Annotated in this window: 16 protein-coding genes; 9 read left to right on the forward strand and 7 right to left on the reverse strand. The window is 72.6% G+C overall.

Features of this window, described 5'->3' with window-relative positions; all coding sequences use genetic code 11:
• The first annotated feature begins 326 nt into the window (after window positions 1-326).
• Genes IE264_RS36600 through IE264_RS36610 form a run of 3 tightly spaced genes read left to right on the forward strand, consistent with a single transcriptional unit; the run spans window position 327 to window position 5,481 of the window.
• Window positions 327-3,344 carry an SCO1167/SCO6262 family helicase gene (locus tag IE264_RS36600; protein WP_051821797.1) on the forward strand — a complete coding sequence of 1,006 codons (3,018 nt, stop codon included), beginning with the start codon at window positions 327-329 and terminating at the stop codon, window positions 3,342-3,344.
• Window positions 3,341-4,690 (forward strand): SWIM zinc finger family protein, encoded by a 1,350-nt coding sequence (locus tag IE264_RS36605; RefSeq protein WP_032756605.1) that lies wholly within the window; start codon window positions 3,341-3,343, stop codon window positions 4,688-4,690. The genes IE264_RS36600 and IE264_RS36605 overlap by 4 nt, the downstream gene beginning before the upstream one ends.
• Window positions 4,691-4,749: 59 nt before the next feature.
• Entirely contained in the window at window positions 4,750-5,481 is a 732-nt protein-coding gene (locus tag IE264_RS36610; RefSeq protein ID WP_032756607.1) for a DUF7873 family protein, read from the forward strand.
• Between the two features lie 459 nt (window positions 5,482-5,940).
• Here the strand turns inward: IE264_RS36610 and IE264_RS36615 are convergent, their stop codons facing one another.
• Both IE264_RS36615 and IE264_RS36620 read right to left on the reverse strand, forming a co-directional pair.
• Complete coding sequence (locus IE264_RS36615) at window positions 5,941-6,549, reverse strand: cysteine peptidase family C39 domain-containing protein (protein WP_032756608.1); 609 nt, start codon at window positions 6,547-6,549, stop codon at window positions 5,941-5,943.
• On the reverse strand, window positions 6,546-7,757 hold the full coding sequence (locus tag IE264_RS36620) for a pyridoxal phosphate-dependent aminotransferase (RefSeq protein ID WP_015607874.1): 1,212 nt from the start codon (window positions 7,755-7,757) through the stop codon (window positions 6,546-6,548). The genes IE264_RS36615 and IE264_RS36620 overlap by 4 nt, the downstream gene beginning before the upstream one ends.
• Before the next feature lie 86 nt (window positions 7,758-7,843).
• Here IE264_RS36620 and IE264_RS36625 point away from each other — a divergent pair, with 86 nt between their 5' ends.
• Complete coding sequence (locus tag IE264_RS36625) at window positions 7,844-8,524, forward strand: winged helix-turn-helix transcriptional regulator (RefSeq protein ID WP_032756609.1); 681 nt, start codon at window positions 7,844-7,846, stop codon at window positions 8,522-8,524.
• Window positions 8,525-8,564: 40 nt separating this feature from the next.
• Complete coding sequence (locus IE264_RS36630) at window positions 8,565-9,209, forward strand: nucleoside/nucleotide kinase family protein (protein ID WP_032756610.1); 645 nt, start codon at window positions 8,565-8,567, stop codon at window positions 9,207-9,209.
• 53 nt (window positions 9,210-9,262) lie between these two features.
• On the opposite strand, the gene IE264_RS36635 is transcribed toward IE264_RS36630, so the two are convergent.
• Together IE264_RS36635 and IE264_RS36640 are read right to left on the reverse strand one after the other, a co-directional pair.
• Window positions 9,263-10,177 (reverse strand): carbohydrate kinase family protein, encoded by a 915-nt coding sequence (locus IE264_RS36635; RefSeq protein WP_032756611.1) that lies wholly within the window; start codon window positions 10,175-10,177, stop codon window positions 9,263-9,265.
• Window positions 10,174-11,106: a pseudouridine-5'-phosphate glycosidase gene (locus IE264_RS36640; RefSeq protein ID WP_032756612.1), complete on the reverse strand. Its 933-nt coding sequence runs from the start codon at window positions 11,104-11,106 to the stop codon at window positions 10,174-10,176. Before IE264_RS36640 ends, IE264_RS36635 begins: the two co-directional genes overlap by 4 nt.
• 105 nt (window positions 11,107-11,211) lie before the next feature.
• On the opposite strand from IE264_RS36640, the gene IE264_RS36645 reads away from it, so the two are divergent.
• A complete protein-coding gene (locus IE264_RS36645) occupies window positions 11,212-11,574 on the forward strand; it encodes a cupin domain-containing protein (RefSeq protein ID WP_015607869.1) in 363 nt (120 codons plus the stop codon).
• A 20-nt stretch (window positions 11,575-11,594) separates the two neighbouring features.
• Here the strand turns inward: IE264_RS36645 and IE264_RS36650 are convergent, their stop codons facing one another.
• From IE264_RS36650 to IE264_RS36660, 3 genes are all read right to left on the reverse strand, one after another.
• Window positions 11,595-12,794: an MFS transporter gene (locus tag IE264_RS36650; RefSeq protein ID WP_032756747.1), complete on the reverse strand. Its 1,200-nt coding sequence runs from the start codon at window positions 12,792-12,794 to the stop codon at window positions 11,595-11,597.
• 328 nt (window positions 12,795-13,122) lie between these two features.
• Window positions 13,123-13,680: a methylated-DNA--[protein]-cysteine S-methyltransferase gene (locus tag IE264_RS36655; protein ID WP_032756613.1), complete on the reverse strand. Its 558-nt coding sequence runs from the start codon at window positions 13,678-13,680 to the stop codon at window positions 13,123-13,125.
• A gap of 70 nt (window positions 13,681-13,750) precedes the next feature.
• The gene (locus tag IE264_RS36660; protein ID WP_032756614.1) at window positions 13,751-14,641 is read right to left on the reverse strand and encodes a glycerophosphodiester phosphodiesterase family protein; all 891 of its coding nucleotides are present in this window, start codon (window positions 14,639-14,641) and stop codon (window positions 13,751-13,753) included.
• 236 nt (window positions 14,642-14,877) lie between these two features.
• On the opposite strand from IE264_RS36660, the gene IE264_RS36665 reads away from it, so the two are divergent.
• The 3 genes from IE264_RS36665 to IE264_RS36675 all read left to right on the forward strand — a co-directional run bounded on the left by IE264_RS36665 (window position 14,878) and on the right by IE264_RS36675 (window position 18,438).
• Window positions 14,878-15,516, forward strand: a complete 639-nt coding sequence (locus tag IE264_RS36665) for an MHYT domain-containing protein (protein ID WP_015607865.1) — start codon at window positions 14,878-14,880, stop codon at window positions 15,514-15,516.
• A gap of 45 nt (window positions 15,517-15,561) precedes the next feature.
• Window positions 15,562-17,691, forward strand: coding sequence for an excinuclease ABC subunit UvrB (gene uvrB / locus IE264_RS36670; RefSeq protein ID WP_015607864.1), 2,130 nt, complete (start codon window positions 15,562-15,564; stop codon window positions 17,689-17,691).
• Window positions 17,692-17,859: 168 nt separating this feature from the next.
• On the forward strand, window positions 17,860-18,438 hold the full coding sequence (locus IE264_RS36675) for a TerD family protein (RefSeq protein ID WP_015607863.1): 579 nt from the start codon (window positions 17,860-17,862) through the stop codon (window positions 18,436-18,438).
• The last annotated feature ends 67 nt before the right edge of the window (window positions 18,439-18,505 follow it).

Genomic DNA, 18,505 nt, shown 5'->3' on the forward strand with positions numbered 1-18,505 from the left:
GGTACGCCTCCGGCCCTCATCGGTACGCAGGGGAGACGTGCTGGCGCTGGCCACCCTGCCCGCTCCCCACCACCCCGGCATCCGGTGCGCGGCCGACCGGGCGACGGGAGGGGACGACGGAGGTTCACCGGGCATCCGGACGGGGTGCCGCCCGGCCATCACTGAGCGTGTCCGCCGCCGGACCGGTCCCGAGTGCGCCGCAGACCGCTCTGAACTGTGGTGACGCGGCCGCGAGAAGCGTTGTCGGACCCCCCGCCTAGACTCGCAGAGTCAGCACGCACCGTGCTGGGCCCACTGGGCGGATCGGGCGGAAGGGGGTGGCCGTGATGGCGGCACAGGACGCACACGACCTGAGCGGCGGCGAGCCGCGCACCGCGGACGTCGGCCGCCTGCTGCGCTGCGCGGCGGTCTTCCTGCCGGGCCAGGTCCCGCGAGAGGGCCGGATCGCCTTCTGGGACCCGCACGCGGACGCCGAAGCGGCCTTTGCGGACGGGTCCTCCTTCGCCTACGCGGACGGCGCCTACGCGGACGACCGGGCCCCTGCCGACGCCGTGCCCTACAGTCCGGCCGAGCTCACGGTCGTCCGGCGGGACGCCCGGCAGGGCGGGGCGCCCGCCCCGGGAAAGCCCGGCGTCCGGAGCGTCGAGGTGCCCGCCGCGCTGCTCTCCTTGGCCGACGCGCTGCCCGTGCTCGTCCGCGCCCGGCACCTGGCATCGGCCCACGCCGCCACCCGCTGCTGGGGCGCGGCCGCCCTGCACGCCCTCCACCTGGTCGCGCGCGGCAGGCTGCTGCCCGGTCTCACGGCGGGCGGCCATGACGCCTGGCGGGCGGGCCCCCGGGACGCCGAGGACATCGCGCACCTGCGGGCCACCGCCGCGGCGCTGCCGCCCGAGGGGTACGCGGTGCCGCTCCCGGGGCTCGACCCGCCCCGGCTCCCCGATCCGGAGGCGCTCATCGGCTCCTTCCTGGACGCCGTCGCCGACACACTCCCGCGCACCCCCGCCGCCGCCTTCGCGATGGGCGCGCCCTTCGCCGCCCGCGAGCCCCAGCACCTGCCCCACGCCGCCGCCTGGGCCGTCGAGGTGGCCTCGGGCCTGGACGCGGGCGTGCGGGTCTCGCTCCGCCTCGACCTCTCCGCCTACGAGCTGTTCGACACCGCCGACACCTACGCCCTCACGGCTTCCCGGGAAGAGCCCGACCAGGGTGCCCCGGACCACCCGGACGACCCGGCGGCCCGCCATGCCGCCGCAGCCGTCGTCCAGGTGCACAGCCTCGCCGACCCGACGTACGTGGTCGACGCCGCCGCCCTCTGGAACGGCCTGGCGGGCGAGCCGTTCGGGCCCCGCGCCATGGTCGACGCGGTGCTGGCGCTGCGCCGCGCCGCCCGGGTCTGGGCCCCGCTGGAACGGCTGCTGGGGCAGCCCGTCCCCGACGTGCTCGCGATCACCGAGGACGAACTGTACGAGCTGCTGAGCGACGCGGGGGCCCGGCTGGCGGCGGCGGGGGTCCATGTCCACTGGCCTCGCGAGCTGGCCCGTTCGCTGACGGCGGCCGCCGTCGTGCGGCCCGCGCCCGGATCGGCCACCGACGGCACGTCGTTCTTCGACGCCGAGCAGCTCTTCGCCTTCAACTGGCAGCTGTCGCTGGGCGACGAGCTGCTGACCGAGGCCGAGATGGACACCCTCGCCGAGGCGCACCGCCCGGTGGTGCGGCTGCGCGACCAGTGGGTGGTCGTCGATCCCGCGCTCGTCCGCAAGGCGCGCAAGCGGGAGCTGGGGCTGCTTGACCCGGTGGACGCGCTGGCCGTCGCCCTCACCGGCAGCGCCGAGGTGGACGGGGAGCAGGTCGAGGCCGTCCCGGCTGGAGCCCTCGCCGCCCTCCGTACGCGGATCCTCGCCGACGACACGGTGATCGCACCGCCGCCCGGACTCGACGCGACCCTGCGGGACTACCAACTGCGCGGCCTGGCCTGGCTGGACCGGATGACCTCGCTCGGCCTCGGCGGCTGCCTCGCCGACGACATGGGCCTCGGCAAGACGATCACCCTCATCGCCCTCCACCTGCACCGCGCGCGCAAGGCCCCCACCCTGGTGATCTGCCCCGCCTCCCTCCTCGGCAACTGGCACCGGGAGATCAACCGGTTCGCGCCCGGCGTCCCGGTCCGCCGCTTCCACGGCACCGACCGGACCCTGGGCGAGCAGGACGGCGGCTTCGTCCTCACCACGTACGGCACCATGCGCTCCAGCGCCGCCCAGCTCGCCGCGCACACCTGGGGCCTGGTCGTCGCCGACGAGGCCCAGCACGTCAAGAACCCGCACTCCTCCACCGCGAAGGCCCTGCGCACCATCCCCGCCCCGGCCAGGGTCGCCCTGACCGGCACCCCCGTGGAGAACAACCTCTCCGAGCTCTGGGCCCTGCTCGACTGGACGACCCCCGGACTGCTCGGCCCGCTCAAGGCGTTCCGGGCCCGGCACGCCCGGATCGTGGAGAACACCGGTACGGCCGCGGGCCTCGGCAACGAGGAGGCGGTCGAGCGGCTCGCCCGGCTGGTCCGCCCCTTCCTGCTCCGCCGCAAGAAGTCCGACCCCGGCATCGCCCCCGAGCTGCCGCCCAAGACGGAGACCGACCACCCCGTCTCCCTCACCCGGGAGCAGGCCACGCTGTACGAGGCGGCCGTGCGCGAGACGATGGCGCAGATCGAGGGGGCCGAGGGCATCGCCCGCCGCGGTCTCGTCATGAAGCTGCTGGCCTCGCTCAAGCAGGTCTGCAACCACCCGGCGCAGTATCTGAAGGAGGAGCCCACCCGGCTCACCGGCCGCTCCGGCAAGCTCGCCCTGCTGGACGAGCTCCTCGACACGATCCTCTCCGAGGACAGCTCGGTCCTGATCTTCACCCAGTACGTGACCATGGCCAAGCTCCTCTCCGCGCACCTCGCCTCCCGCGCCATCCCCTCGCAGCTCCTCCACGGCGGTACGCCGGTGCCCGAGCGGGAGCGGATGGTGGACCGCTTCCAGTCCGCCGAGGTCCCCGTCTTCCTGCTCTCCCTCAAGGCGGCCGGCACCGGGCTGAACCTGACCCGCGCCGCCCATGTCATCCACTACGACCGCTGGTGGAACCCGGCCGTGGAGGAGCAGGCCACCGACCGGGCGTACCGCATCGGGCAGACCCAGCCCGTGCAGGTCCACCGCCTCATCGCCGAGGGCACGGTGGAGGACCGGATCGCCGAGCTGCTGGAGTCCAAGCGGGCGCTCGCCGACGCGGTCCTCTCCACGGGCGAGACCGCCCTCACCGAGCTCAGCGACCGTGACCTCGCCGACCTCGTCTCGCTGCGGAGGCCCGCATGAGCCCGCGACCGACGTCCGGACCGGCCGCCCGGAGATCGGCACCCCGCGCCCGGCCCGGCCCCGACGATCTGCGGCGCACCTTCGAGGCGGTGCCCGCCCGTACCTCCCAGGAGGGCGAGCCCTTCGCGGACAGCTGGTGGGGCCGCGCCTGGGTGGCCGCGCTGGAGTCCCTGTCGATGGACGGGGCCCGGCTCGCCCGCGGCCGCGCGTACGCCGACGACGGCAAGGTCGCCGCGATCACCGTCACCCCCGGACGCGTCGTCGCCTATGTGCACGGCAGCCGGGCCCGCCCCTACCGCGCCGAGCTGCGGCTGCGGACCTTCACCGAGACCGGCTGGGACACCCTGCTCGCCGCGGTCGCCGCCCACCCCGGCCACCTCTCCGCCCTGCTGGCGAAGGAGATGCCGCACTCCCTGGCCGACACCGCACGGGAGGCCGACGTCCGGCTGCTGCCGGGCCCCGACGACCTGGACCCGAGCTGTACGTGCCCCGACCTCGGCCGGCCGTGCAAGCATGTCGCCGCGCTCTGCTACCAGACCGGACGGCTCCTCGACAGCGACCCGTTCGTCCTGTTGCTGATGCGGGGCCGGGGGGAGCGCGAGCTGCTGGACGAGCTGGGCCGCCGGAACGCCGAACACTCCGCCCGCGAGCGCCCCGCCGCCCCCGCCGTCCCGTCGGTCGCCGCGGCGGATGCCCTCGCGGACCGGTACCTGCCGCCGCTCCCGGCACCCCTTCCCGTACCGCCGTATCCGGGTCAGCCGCCGTCCTACCCGGACCTGCCGGGTGCCCGCGACCCGCTGGGCCTGGACCACCTCGCCACCGACGCAGCCGCCCGCGCCCACGCCCTGCTGACCTCGGGCCGCGATCCGCTCGCCGGGCTCACCCCCTGGCAGGACGCGGTCCGGATCGCCGCCTCACGCCCGACCGCCGGGCTCACCGCCACCACCCGCGCGCTCTACCGGGAGCTCGCCCACGCCACCGGCCGCAACACCACCGACCTGGCCCGCGCGGTGGCCGCCTGGCGGCAGGGCGGCGCCGAGGGCCTCGCGGTCCTGGAGACGCCCTGGGACCCGCCGGCCGGCCCCTTCGACCGGGCCAGGCCCCTGCTGGCCGCCGCCGAGTTCCCGCGCCTGACGCCCTGGCGCAACCACCTCACCCACCCGGCCGGCACGTTCCAGCTCCGCTTCGGCCACGACGCCCGGTGGTACGGCTACGAGTCCGACCCCGGCGCCGACGACTGGTGGCCCCGCGCCGCCCCCGACCCGGATCCGGTCACCGCCCTCGAAGCGCTGCTGACCGGCGACCCCGTCCCGGACCCGGAGGCCGACCCTCCGTACGTGCGCTAGCAGGTACGTGCGGTAAAACCCTTGGCCACAGCCCAGTTGGCGCTGTTAGCGTCCTCGACGTGGCGAAACTCAATCAGATCATCGCAGTGGAGAAGGGCGTCAAGTCCAAGGCGCACCAGGACCTGACGGCAGCACACCACGGCCTGCAGAAGGCCGGACTGCTGGCCGGGATCTCCCGGACCTACCAGCCCAAGGACGAGGAGGGCGAACAGCTTCCGCCCGAGTCGACGCTGGTCCAGGTCAAGGCCGAGGACGTGCTGCGGTCCACCGCCGCCACACTCACCCGGCTCTTCGATGTGACGGCCACGAAGGACTGGGCGAACTGCTCGGCCAGGGCCGATGTGAAGGTCGACGGCCGGGTGCTGGTGAGCGAGGTGCCGGTGTCGTATCTGCTCTTCCTGGAGAAGCAGCTGACCGACCTCAACACCTTCATCCGCAAGCTGCCGGTGCTGGATGCCGCCGAGTCCTGGGTCCAGGACCCGTCGACGGACTCCTGGAAGACCGAGCCGGTCCGGACGCTCCGTACGAAGAAGGTGCCCCGCAACCATGTGAAGGCGGAGGCCACCGAGAAGCACCCGGCGCAGGTCGAGGTGTACTACGAGGACATCCCGATCGGGTACTGGACGACGGTGAAGTTCTCCGGGGCGCTGCCCGCGCGGCGCGTCAACGAGCTGCTGGACCGGATCGAGAAGCTCCAGCAGGCCGTGAAGTTCGCCCGCGAGGAGGCCAACGGCGCGGACGTCACCGACCAGCGGGTGGGTGATGCGGTATTCGGTTACCTCTTCGGGTGACCGACCATGGATTCCCCGGCAGCCGGTCAAGGCCGCCGGGGTGCGCGAGGAGCGCAAGCTGAAACTGAGGCTTGTCGTGAAGGCGCGGTTCCAGTGGAGGTTCGACTCCTCCCTCCGGCACGGGCCGGAGTAGCCCAAACAGGCAGAGGCAGACCGCCGTCAATCTCAGACTATTGCTCCAGACTCAGCATTCGCCGCCGATCGCCGGATCGAACGGGCCCGGGCCCGCGCGCGTCGAGATGCCGGTTCAAGTCCGGCCCGCAGAGCTTCGATCTGCGGTGGTCCAAAGGCAGGACGCGACGACATCATGACTGACCCGGACCCTTAAACGTGCCGGCGTGCCCGATGGGCGGCACACTCAGGGCCCGGAGGCCGGCTACGCCTCCGGGCCCGCTCCCGTTTCCTGAGGTTCCGGGCCCGCTCCCGTTTCCGGGGGTTCCGGTTCCGAGGGCGGGCGCCTCACGCCAGCGACACGCCCCGCCCCGCGAAGAACCGCTCGAACTCCGCCACCGGCAGCACGGCCGTCCGCGTCCCGGCATCCGTCCCCGACGGGTTGTGGAAGTGGAGGCCCGAGCCGTCGGCCGTCCGCGCGGTCACCAGCACCAGATGACCGCCCCGTCCCGGAGCCGGCCGCTCCGGATGCCGGATCCCGTAGTGGACGGAGGCGAGCACGGTCCGGCCCGCGTCCAGCAGCGCGGGGATTCCGTCCACCTCCAGGTGCCGGTGGACCGTGGCCTCACGCCCGTACACCTCGCCGACGTACTCCGCGAAGGGCGCGTAGACCAGGCCCCGGATCGTCCCGTCCCCGTCCTCCGTGTACGCCCCGTACTTCAGTGCCCCGTCCCGCAGTTCGAACAGCGAGGGGGCGTCGGCGCCGAGCGCCATGCGCAGGCAGGTCATACCGCACAGATGACCTGCCCAGCGCGCGTACTCCTCGCGCGAACCCGCCCCCGACTCCGCCCAGCCCGGATCCTCGGCCGGGTCGAGCCCGCCCTCCACGATCGCCCCCACCAGCTCGGCCGAGGCGAACTGGGTGTGGACGGGGACGGAGCAGAGGGCACAGGTCACTGGCGGTATCCGTTCAGGAAGCGGCCGATGCGGCTGATCGCCGCGTCGAGGTCGTCGGCGTACGGGAGGGTCAGGATGCGGAAGTGGTCCGGGCGCGGCCAGCTGAAGCCGGTGCCCTGCACCACCTGGATCTTCTCCCGCAGCAGCAGGTCCAGCACGAACTTCTCGTCGTCGACGATCGGGTGCACCTTCGGATCGATGCGCGGGAACGCGTACAGCGCGCCCTTCGGCTTCACGCACGAGACCCCGGGGATCTCGTTCAGCCGCTCCCAGGCCCGGTCCCGCTGCTCGTGCAGCCTGCCGCCCGGCGCCACCAGCTCCCGGATGGACTGCCGCCCGCCGAGCGCGGCCTGAATGGCGTACTGCGCGGGGGCGTTGGGGCACAGCCGCATGGAGGCCAGCATGGTGAGGCCCTCCAGATAGTTGCGGGCGTGCTGCTGCGGGCCGGACACCACCAGCCAGCCGGAGCGGAACCCGGCCACCCGGTACGTCTTCGAGAGCCCGCTGAAGGTGAGGCAGACCAGGTCCGGGGCGAGGACGGCGGCGCTGTGGTGCTCGGCTCCGTCGTACAGGATCTGGTCGTAGATCTCGTCGGCGAAGACCATCAGCCCGTGCCTGCGGGCCAGGTCGAGAATGCCTTCGAGGATCTCGCGCGGATAGACCGCCCCGGTGGGGTTGTTCGGGTTGATGATCACGACGGCCCTGGTCCGGTCGGTGATCTTCGACGCCATGTCGGCGAGGTCCGGGTTCCAGTCGGATTCCTCGTCGCAGATGTAGTGCACGGCCTTGCCGCCCGCGAGCGTGGTGACGGCCGTCCAGAGCGGGAAGTCCGGGGCCGGGATCAGCACCTCGTCGCCGTCCTCCAGCAGCGCCTGCACGGCCATGGAGATCAGCTCGGAGACCCCGTTGCCGAGGAAGATGTCGTCCACGCCGACCTCGGTGAGCCCCATGGCCTGGTAGCGCTGCGCCACCGCCCGCCGCGCGGAGAGGATGCCGCGCGAATCGGTGTACCCGTGGGCCTGGGGCAGCATCCGGATCATGTCCTGGACGATCTCCTCCGGCGCCTCGAAGCCGAAGAGCGCCGGGTTGCCCGTGTTGAGCCGGAGCACGCTGTGGCCCGCCTCCTCCAGGGCGTTGGCGTGCTCGATGACCGGGCCCCGGATCTCGTAACAGACCTCGTTGAGCTTGCTGGACTGCCGGAACTCCATGCGGTGCCTCCCCGAGCCGAACTGCGATACTTGGTTTTACCAAGCTTGAGCTTGGAAAGTCCAACAACATGTTTAGACTGCGTCGCATGCCACGTCAGCAGCCCGCCGCCCCACGCCCCGTCAGACGCCGGAGCTACGACCAGTTCTGCGCCACCGCCCGCGCCCTCGATTCCGTCGGCGACCGGTGGACACTGCTGATCGTCCGCGAACTGCTGGCCGGACCCCGCCGCTACACCGACCTCCACGCCGACCTGCCGGGCGTCTCCACCGACGTCCTGGCCTCCCGCCTCAAGGACATGGAACAGGGCGGCCTCGCCGTACGCCGCAAGCTCCCGCCCCCGGCCCCCGCATCGGTCTACGAACTGACCGAGCGCGGCCACGGCCTGCTCCCCGTCCTGGCCGCCCTCGCCGAGTGGGGAGCCCCCGCACTCACCGAACGCCGCCCCACCGACGCCGTACGCGCCCACTGGTTCGCGCTGCCGCTGCTGCGCGCACTGGCCGGGCTCACCCACGAGGGCGTCCTCGAAGTCCGGCTGGACGAGGGCGAGTTCCACGTCCGTACGGGAGGGGGAGCGCCGGTGGCCGGGGCCGACGGCGAGCCGTACGGGTTCGGCCCGGCGCCCCGGGCCGACGCCCGCATCACCCTCGACGCCGAACTGTGCCTGGAGCTCGGGCGCGGCGGCGTCACCCTCGCGGAGGCGGTCAAGGACGGCCGGATCGAGGTGTCGGGGGACGGTCCGCTCGCCGCCGAACTGCGGGGCGAGTGACGCGGGGGGCGCGTCCATCGGGATGGACGATGATGGAGGCGTGCGACTCGAAGCGATCACCTGGGAACGCCTGGCCGGCGAGCTGGCCCGGCACAGCGACGGCCTGACCGCCGCCGACGGAGCCCCCTGGCTCACCCTCGGCATCGACGGCGCCCCGGCCGCCCGCACCGGTGACCTGGCCGAACGCGTCGCCGATGAGCTGAGGCTGCGCGGCCGGTCGGTGCTCGTGCTCTCAACCGAGGGCTTTCTGCGCCCGGCGAGCCTGCGCTTCGAGTACGGCAAGGAGGACCCGGACTCGTACGCCGACGGCTGGTTCGACACGGGGGCGCTCTGGCGCGAGGTGTTCGGGCCGCTGGAGGCGGGCGGATCCGGGCGCGTGCTGCCCGCCCTGTGGGACCCGGTGACCGACCGGGCCACCCGTACGCCGTACCACCCGCTGCCGGAGGGCGGCGTGGTGATCCTGCACGGGCCGCTGCTGCTCGGCCGCTGGTTCCCGTTCGCGCTGAGCGTCCATGTGCGGCTCTCGCCGGGGGCGTTGCGGCGGCGCACGGCGGAGGCGGAGCGGTGGACGCTGCCTGCTTTCGCCCGGTACGAGGACGAGGTGGCGCCCGCCGACGCGGCGGACGTGGTCGTGCGCGCGGACGACCCGCTCCACCCGGCGTGGTCGGGGCTGGGTGGCCTTTAGGGCCTCGTTCTACGTGGGTGGGTGTCAGGTGGGCGGTCTCCAAGCGGGCGGCCTTATGTGCGCGGGCGTCCGCCCACCGTCGCCACCGCCTCGGCCCCGGCCCGGCAGCCCTCCGCCGCGGCGGCCCGGTCGTCCGCCCCGGCCAGCAGGGCCGCGAGGAACCCGCCGGTGAACGCGTCACCCGCGCCCGTCGAGTCGACCGGGTCGCGGACCGGCCGGGCGCCGACCCGCCCCGTCACCACACCCCCGGCGGCCACCACCGCACCCCCCTCGCCCAGGGTGACGACGACCCGGGGGAAGACCCGGCTCAACTCGGCTGCGGCTTCCGCCGGTTCGGGCAGCCCCGTCAGCAGCCGCGCCTCGTCCGCGTTCGGCAGCAGCAGCTCGGCCCCCTCGGCGAACTCCAGGAACCGCTTCGGGCCCAGCTCCGCCAGGAACCCGGCCGACGCCGGATCCACGCTCACCGGAACGCCCCGCTCCCGGGCCGTACGCAGGGCGAGCCGTGCCGTGGCGCGGCTCGTCGCGGCGAACAGGAGATAGCCGGAGAGGTGCAGCCACCCCATGCCGTCGAGCATGGAGGGCGCGAAGTCCTCGGTGGCGAGCCGCAGCACGGCCCCGCTGTCGGTGAGGAACGTCCGCTCGGCGGTGGCGTCCACCAGGGAGATGACGGTCGCGGTCGCCACCTCCTCGTCCACCGCCAGCAGCGCCCGCACCCCCGCCCGCTCCAGCGCGTCCCGGTGCCAGTCGGCGGACTCCGCCCCCGCCCTGGCCAGCAGCGCCACCTCCCGGCACCCCGAACGCACCGCCCAGCAGGCGACGTTGGCCCCCGCGCCGCCCGGCACGCTCCGGATCCGGGCCGGGGTGTCCGTGCCGTGGGTGAGCGGGGAGCCGTGGAGGGCCACGACATCGGTGACCACGTCCCCCACCACGAGGAGCCCGCTCCCCGCCGCCTGCTCGGCGTCGGTCACCGTACGGCCGCCGCTGCGGCGATCCGGGCCGCGAGCCGCACGTTCCCCCGTACCGCCGCCAGGTTCGCCTCCAGCGACGCGCCCTCGGTCCGCCGCATCAGCTGGTCCAGCAGGAACGGGGTGACGCCCTGCCCGGTGATCCCGCGCTCCCGGCACGCGTCGAGCGCCTCCGAGAGCACCCGGTCGTGCAGCGCGGGATCCAACTGGTCCGCTTCCGGTACGGGGTTGGCGACGATCAGCGCTGCCGCCGGGCCGCCCAGCGCCTCCTTCGCCCGGACCACCTCCACCACCTCCTCGGGGCTGTGCACGGTCCAGTCGACCGGCTGCCCGGAGCTGCTCAGATAGAAGCCCGGGAAGTGGCCGGTGCCGTAACCGAGGATGCCCACCCCCAGGGTCTCCAGGCGCTGGAGCGTCGCCGGGACGTCGAGGATCGACTTCACACCCGCGCAGACCACCGTGATCCCGGTACGGGCGAGGAGCCGCAGATCGGCCGATTCGTCCTGGCTGTCCGCCCACTCCCGGTGTACGCCCCCGAGCCCGCCGGTGGCGAAGAAGCGCAGGCCCGCCCGCGCTGCCAGGAACGCGGTCGCGGAGACCGTCGTCGCTCCGCTCGCCCCGAGTGCGAGGGCGGGGGCGAGATCGCGGTGGCCCAGCTTCCGGACCGCCGGATCCCCGGCCACCCGCTCCAACTGGTCCTTCTCCAGGCCCACATGGGCCTGCCCGTCCAGGACCGCGATGGTGGCCGGGACCGCACCGGCGGACCGGACGATCCCTTCCAGTTCGACGGCGACCCGGAGGTTGCGGGGACGCGGCAGCCCGTGCGCGATGATCGTCGACTCCAGGGCCACGACGGGCAGCCCGCCGGCCAGGGCCGCGCGTACCTCGGCGGAGAGGACCGGCTCGTAGGAGGTGTCGGTGTTCTGTGGCATGCCCCCATCCCTGTCGCGGGCAGGAGGGCCGCAAACCACGGGGGGACGGGTTCCGGCCGGTCCTGGTGACGGGTCGGCCGGAAGTGGTCGCTAGGGTGACCGCCCATGACGACAAATGACCAGGCCCCCGCCTCCTTCGCCGTGCACATCCCGGACGCCGAGCTCGAACCGGAGCCCTTGGACCCGGCACAGATCGTCTCGGGCGAGCCCGTGGTGACGGGCAAGGTGCTGTGGGAGTCCGCCGACGGCACACAGGTGCGCGGGATCTGGCAGATCACTCCGGGAGTGGTCACCGACACCGAGGCGAACGAGCTGTTCGTGGTCGTCAGCGGTCGGGCGACCGTGGCGGTCGAGGGCGGCGCGACGCTGGAGATCGGGCCGGGCGACGCCTGCGTACTGCGCGAGGGCGACCGGACCACCTGGACGGTCCACGAGACGCTCCGCAAGGCGTACCACATCAGCCTCTGAGGCCTCTGAGGCCTGGGGGTTCAGGCTCCGGCGGCGGAAGGCCGCAGGCTCCGGCGCAGGGCGAGCGCGGCCACCGGCAGCAGCAGAGCGGCACCGATCGCGTTCAGTGGGCCGTACCCCCACTGGGCGACGATCACCCCGGCGCTCGCTCCGCCGATGCCCGCCGCCGCGTTCATGGTCAGGTCCGACAGACCCTGCACGGCTGCCCGGGCCTCCTGCGGTACGGAGTCGGTGAGCAGCGCCGAACCGGCGATCATCCCCGCCGACCAGCCGAGGCCGAGGACGAACAGGCCCAGGGCGGTCTGGCCGTGCCGGGGCCCGGCGGTGCCCGCGAGCAGCGCGGCGGTGCTCAGCAGACCGACCGCCAGGCCGATCACGGAGAGCCGCCCGAACCGGTCGGCCAGCCACCCCATCACCGGGGAGAACGCGTACATGCCCGCGATGTGCCCGCTGATGACCAGCCCGATCAGCTGGAGATCCGCACCGTGCCCGCCCAGATGGACCGGGGTCATGACCATGATCGACACCATCGCGGTGTGCGACACGGTGACGGCCACCAGGGCCAGCTTGGCCATCGGCGACTCCCGGACGGCGGCGACCCCGGCGCGCAGGGACCTCTTCCGCTCGCCCTGGGGGCTCTGCGGGGCCAGGGCCCGGGCCGTGAGCAGCGGGTCCGGCCGCAGGAGTACGGCCACGACCACTCCGGCGAGCAGGAAGGCGGCGGCCGACCAGAGGTAGGGGCCCGCGCTCTCCGGCACCGGCGTACCGCGGAACACCCGGCCCGCCGGGGCCGCGATGTTGGGGCCCACCACCGAGCCGATGGTGGTGGCCCAGATGACGGTCGAGATCGCCCGGCCCCGCCGCTCCGGCCCGACCAGGTCGGCCGCCGCGAACCGGGCCTGGAGGTTGGCGGAGGACCCGGCGCCGAACGCGGCCATCCCGAGCAGCAGCAACGGGAAGCTGCGCACCACCGTGCCGAGGACCACCAGAGCGCCGCCGAGCGCACCGATCAGATAGGCGAGCACCAGACCGGGGCGGCGGCCGCGCGAGGTCATCAGGGCAGCCAGCGGCAGCGACAGCAGCGCCGTACCGGCGACGGAAGCGGTGGGGGCCAGACCGGACAGGGCCTCGGAACCGGTCACCTCGGTGGCCAGCATCGGAGCCAGGGCGATGCCGATGGCCACACCGAGGCCGCCGAGTATCTGGCTGACGACGAGCACGGCCGATGTCCGGCGCTGGAGGGCGGGCAGCCCGGCGGCCGTGACCGGCGGGACGGCGGAGCGGGGGAGGGGTGGCGTCACCGGCGAAGTGTGCCATCAGGCGAACGGCGTGACGCACCCGAACGGGTGAACCGGCCGCCGAAGCGTCCGGGAATCGCACGAGGCGCTCCGGATGCCGCCCGGAACAGCGGCTCCGGGCGTCGGCTGGAACAGCCCGCTTCGGGTGTCCCGGAAACAGCCGTTCCGGACGTCCGCGGAACAGCCGTTCCGGACGTCCGCGGAACAGCCGCTCCGGATGCCGCCCCGAACAGCCCGCTCCGGACGCCCCCTAGAACAGCGGCTGCGGAAGCACTCCCTCCAGCGCCAGCAGCTGCCGCTTCGTCTCCAGTCCGCCCCCGAACCCCCCGAGGCCGCCGTCGCTCTCCACCACCCGGTGGCAGGGCACCACCACCGGCAGGGGGTTGGCCCCCATCGCGGCCCCCACCGCCTGTGCCCCCTCCGGCCGGCCGACCCGCGCGGCCAGCTCCCCGTACCCGACGACCGTCCCGTACGGCACCCCGGATGCCAGCTCGCGGAGCACCTCGCGGTGGAACCCGGCCGTCAGCGACCAGTCCAGCTCAAGGCCGAAGTCCTGCCGCTCACCCGCGAAGTACGCCGCGAGCCTGCGTATCGGCTCGGCCAGCCGGGCCGAGCCGGGCGCCTCCACCGGCTCCGCGCCGAGCCGGGTCCGCAGCTGTGCGAGCGCCGCGTCCCGGACGTCGGGGCGGGCATGGAAGGCCACGCTCACCAGACCGGCGGAGGTCGCGGCGAGCAGTAGTGGCCCGATACCGCTCTCCACGACGGACCACTCGACGGTCGGCTCGCCACCGAGCCCGTAGTTGTTCATGCCGCCCACCGTACGACCGGCCACTGACAACGGCCCCGTCCCCTGCTCCGCCGCCCCTCACCCCACCGCGTCAGCGCGTGGCGTCCCGCACCACGTCGGGATAGTTGGTGATGATGCCGTCGACGCCGTACGCGCGGGCCTTCACCGCTTTCGCCGCGTCGTTGACCGTCCAGGTGTTCACCCTCAGCCGCTTGCCGTGCGGGCCCTTGAGCCGCTGCACGGCCGCCACGTACTCGGCGCCGATCGTCGCGTACGAGGGGTTGATCTGGTCGGCGAACGCCGCGTACGAAGGGAGGTCTGCCACCGCCGGCGTGCCCAGGAAGCCGGTGATGATGTCGGGCCGCAGTGCGTGCACCTCCTTGATGACGGCGGCGCCGAAGCTCTGGATGACCAGCCGGTCCCGTACGTGCGCGCGGTCCAGCCACCCCTCCTTGCGCAGCACGCGCAGGATGTCCCGCTCGATGCCCGGGTAGGTCGTCGGGCTCTTGATCTCCAGAAGGAGCTTCTGCCGGTTGCGCTCCAGGCGGTTCACGAACTGGGTGAGCGTCGGCACGCGGGCTCCGGCGAACTGCTTCCCGAACCAGCTGCCCGCGTCCAGCTTCGCCACCTCCGCGGCGGTGAAGTCCTTGACGGCCCACGGCGCACGGTCGGGGAAGACCTCCTCGACGTCCGTCGTGCGCTTCAGGTCGGTGTCGTGCAGCACGACCAGCACGCCGTCCTTGGTGCGCTGGACGTCGTTCTCCACCCAGTCGACGGAGAGCGCCTTCGCGGCGTCCACGGCGGCGAGCGTGTTCTCCGGTGCGTAGCCCGACGCGCCCCGGTGGGCCACGACGACGGGGCTCGTCTGCCGGTCCGGGGTACGGGCGGCCGTCTCCTGCGGCTGGGCGGCGGGCAGCAGCAGGGCGCCGGCGCCGAGTACGGCCGCGGCGGCGGTGGAGGCGGTAGCGGTGCGTACGAACACGTGGACTCCTCGTATCGGAGTGTGCGGACACGACGAGACTGGCAGCGGCCCACCAACGCCGGGCGGGGCGGCGATGGCCGCGGAATGAACGGAATCCGCGCCACCGGAGTGGCCCGGGATACACACCGGGGGGCCGGGAGCACGGTCCCGTGCCGATAAAATGTGTTCCTTACATATGCCTGTCGGACCCTGGGGGATCCCCCTCGAACCCGGGCTTTCTCGAAGGGTGTGCCGGCGTGCAGGGAACGGTTGACGGATTCACCCATGGCCCGGTGATCCCGGTCCTGGCTTTCCTGGTGGCCTGTCTGGGGGCCGCTCTCGGACTCCGCTTCACCATCAGGTCTCCCCGCACGGCACGCTCCTTCAGGACCGGCCGGCTGGCACTGGGTGCGCTGTCCATCGGCTCCGGCATCTGGGCCATGCATTTCGTCGCGATGACGGGCTTCACCGTCGTGGAGGCACCGCTCTCCCACGACAAGCCCCACATCCTCGCCGGCCTGGTCGTGGCCGTCGTGATGGCCGGTGTCGGCCTCTTCATTGTCGGGTACCGGGGCGCGACCCGCATGGCGTTGATCACGGGCGGCACCCTCACCGGCCTCGGTATCGCCTCCACCCACTACCTGGGTATGGCGGGCATCCGCTTTCCGGGGCACTTCACGTACGAGACACCTCTCGTCGTCCTCTCGGTCCTGATCGCCGCGGCCGCCGCCACGGCCGCGCTCCGGTTCGCCCTGTCCTCCCGCGCCTTCCTCTCCGGCCTGGGGGCGGCCGTCATGATGGCCGCCGCGGTGACCGGGATGCACTACACCGGCATGGCCGCGCTCGGGGTGCAGCTGCACCCCGCCGCGCCCGGCCCCACCTCCCACGTCCGGTGACACCGATCCGAGGCCGTTGTCAGTGGGGGGCCGTACGGTGGATGCATGCGGCCCGTTTCCAAGATCGAACGTTCGGTGGCGCCCTTCGAGGTCGTCAGTCCCTACCAGCCCAGCGGCGACCAGCCGGCGGCCATCGCCGAGCTGGAGCGGCGCATCCGCGCAGGTGAGAAGGATGTCGTCCTGCTCGGCGCGACCGGCACCGGCAAGTCGGCGACCACCGCCTGGATGATCGAGAAGCTGCAGCGCCCCACCCTGGTGATGGCGCCGAACAAGACGCTCGCCGCCCAGCTGGCCAACGAGTTCCGCGAGCTCCTGCCGAACAACGCGGTGGAGTACTTCGTCTCGTACTACGACTACTACCAGCCCGAAGCGTACGTCCCCCAGTCGGACACCTACATCGAGAAGGACTCCTCGATCAACGAGGAGGTCGAGCGGCTGCGCCACTCGGCGACGAATTCGCTGCTCACCCGGCGCGACGTCATCGTGGTCGCCTCCGTCTCCTGCATCTACGGCCTCGGCACGCCCCAGGAGTACGTGGACCGCATGGTCCAGCTCAAGGTCGGCGAGGAGGTCGACCGGGACCAGTTGCTGCGCCGGTTCGTGGAGATGCAGTACACGCGCAACGACGTCGCGTTCACCCGCGGCACCTTCCGGGTCCGCGGCGACACCATCGAGATCTTCCCGGTCTACGAGGAGCTCGCCGTCCGCATCGAGATGTTCGGTGACGAGATCGAGGCGCTCTCCACCCTGCACCCGCTGACCGGCGAGGTCATCAGCGAGGACCGGTCGCTGCACGTCTTCCCCGCCAGCCATTACGTGGCCGGACCCGAGCGGTTGCAGAAGGCCGTCCGGGGCATCGAGGAGGAGCTCCAGGAGCGGCTGGCCGAGCTGGAGAAGCAGGGCAAGATGCTGGAGGCCCAGCGGCTGCGGATGCGCACGACGTACGACATCGAGATGCTCCACCAGATCGGCAGCTGCTCCGGCGTCGAGAACTACTCGATGCACTTCGACGAGCGCGCCCCCGGCACCGCCCCCAACACCCTCCTCGACTACTTCCCCGAGGACTTCCTGCTCGTCCTCGACGAATCGCACGTCACGGTCCCGCAGATCGGCGCGATGTACGAGGGCGACGCCTCCCGCAAGCGGACGCTCGTCGACCACGGCTTCCGGCTGCCGTCCGCCATGGACAACCGCCCGCTGAAGTGGGAGGAGTTCCTGAAGCGGATCGACCAGACGGTCTACCTCTCCGCCACCCCGGGGAAGTACGAGCTCTCACGCGGCGACGGCTTCGTCGAGCAGATCATCCGCCCCACCGGCCTGGTCGACCCCGAGATCGTCGTCAAGCCCACCGAGGGCCAGATCGACGACCTGGTGCACGAGATCCGCAAGCGCACCGAGCGCGACGAGCGGGTCCTGGTCACCACCCTCACCAAGAAGATGTCGGAGGACCTCACCGACTACTTCCTGGAGCTCGGCATCCAGGTCAGGTATCTGCACAGCGACGTCGACACCCTGCGCCGCATCGAGCTGCTGCGCGAGCTGCGCTCCGGCGAGTACGACGTCCTGGTCGGCATCAACCTGCTGCGTGAGGGCCTCGACCTCCCCGAGGTGTCCCTCGTGGCCATCCTCGACGCCGACAAGCAGGGCTTCCTCCGCTCCGGTACCTCCCTCATCCAGACCATCGGACGCGCCGCCCGTAACGTGTCCGGCCAGGTCCATATGTACGCGGACAAGATCACCCCGGCGATGGCGCAGGCCATCGACGAGACGAACCGCCGCCGCGAGAAGCAGATCGCCTACAACACCGAGCGCGGCCTGGACCCGCAGCCGCTGCGCAAGAAGATCAACGACATCGTCGCGACCATCGCCCGCGAGGAGATCGACACCGAGCAGCTCCTCGGCAGTGGCTACCGCCAGGGCAAGGAGGCCAGGACCCCGGTGCCGACGCTCGGCGCCAAGACGGCCAAGGGCGGTGCGAAGGGCCGGGGCGCGTCGGCCGGTGCCGTCGTCAGCGACCGCCCCGCCACCGAACTGGCCGGGATCATCGAGGAGATGACCGACCGGATGCGGGCCGCCGCCGCCGACCTGCAGTTCGAGGTGGCCGCCCGGCTGCGCGACGAGGTGGGCGAGTTGAAGAAGGAGCTGCGCCAGATGAAGGAGGCGGGCCTCGCCTGACGCGACGGGCGGCGCCCGACGAGGACCGCACCGGGGGCCACCGCCCCCGGTGTGTTGCAAGACCGACACAAAAACGGACCGAACCTGCTGCCGTCCCGGGGGGAATGCGTAGGGTGCGGGAAAACCGCACACGGATGGTTGCGGGGCAATGCCGAGAGGGGACAGCGCGTGACGGTCAATATGACCAAGGGTCAGGCCATCAGCCTGCAGAAGAGCGACGGGGGGACCCTGACCGCGGTACGGATGGGGCTCGGCTGGCAGGCGGCTCCGCGCCGCGGTCTGTTCGGCTCGCGCACCCGGGAGATCGACCTCGACGCCTCGGCGGTGCTCTTCGCCGACAAGCAGCCGGTCGACGTCGTGTTCTTCCGTCACCTCGTCAGCGACGACGGCTCGGTCAAGCACACCGGTGACAACCTCGTCGGCGGCGCCGGCTCCGGCGGCGACGACGAGGCGATCCTCGTCGACCTCCAGCGCGTCCCGGTCCACATCGACCAGATCGTCTTCACGGTGAACTCCTTCACCGGACAGACGTTCCAGGAGGTCCGGCACGCCTTCTGCCGCATCGTCGACGAGACCAACGGCCAGGAGCTCGCCCGGTACACGCTGGACGGCGGCGGCCAGTACACCGCGCAGATCATGGCGAAGGTGCACCGTGCGGGCAGCGGATGGCAGATGACCGCCCTCGGAAACCCGGCCAACGGCCGCACCTTCCAGGACCTGATGCCGTCCATCCTGCCCCACCTGTAGGCGGACCGGACCGGATCAGAGGCCGGCACCGGCACGTGCAGCTCCCGGAGGCATTAGCCACCGGGAG

Origin of the sequence: Streptomyces microflavus (assembly GCF_014650075.1) — a bacterium.
GTDB lineage: Bacteria > Actinomycetota > Actinomycetes > Streptomycetales > Streptomycetaceae > Streptomyces > Streptomyces microflavus.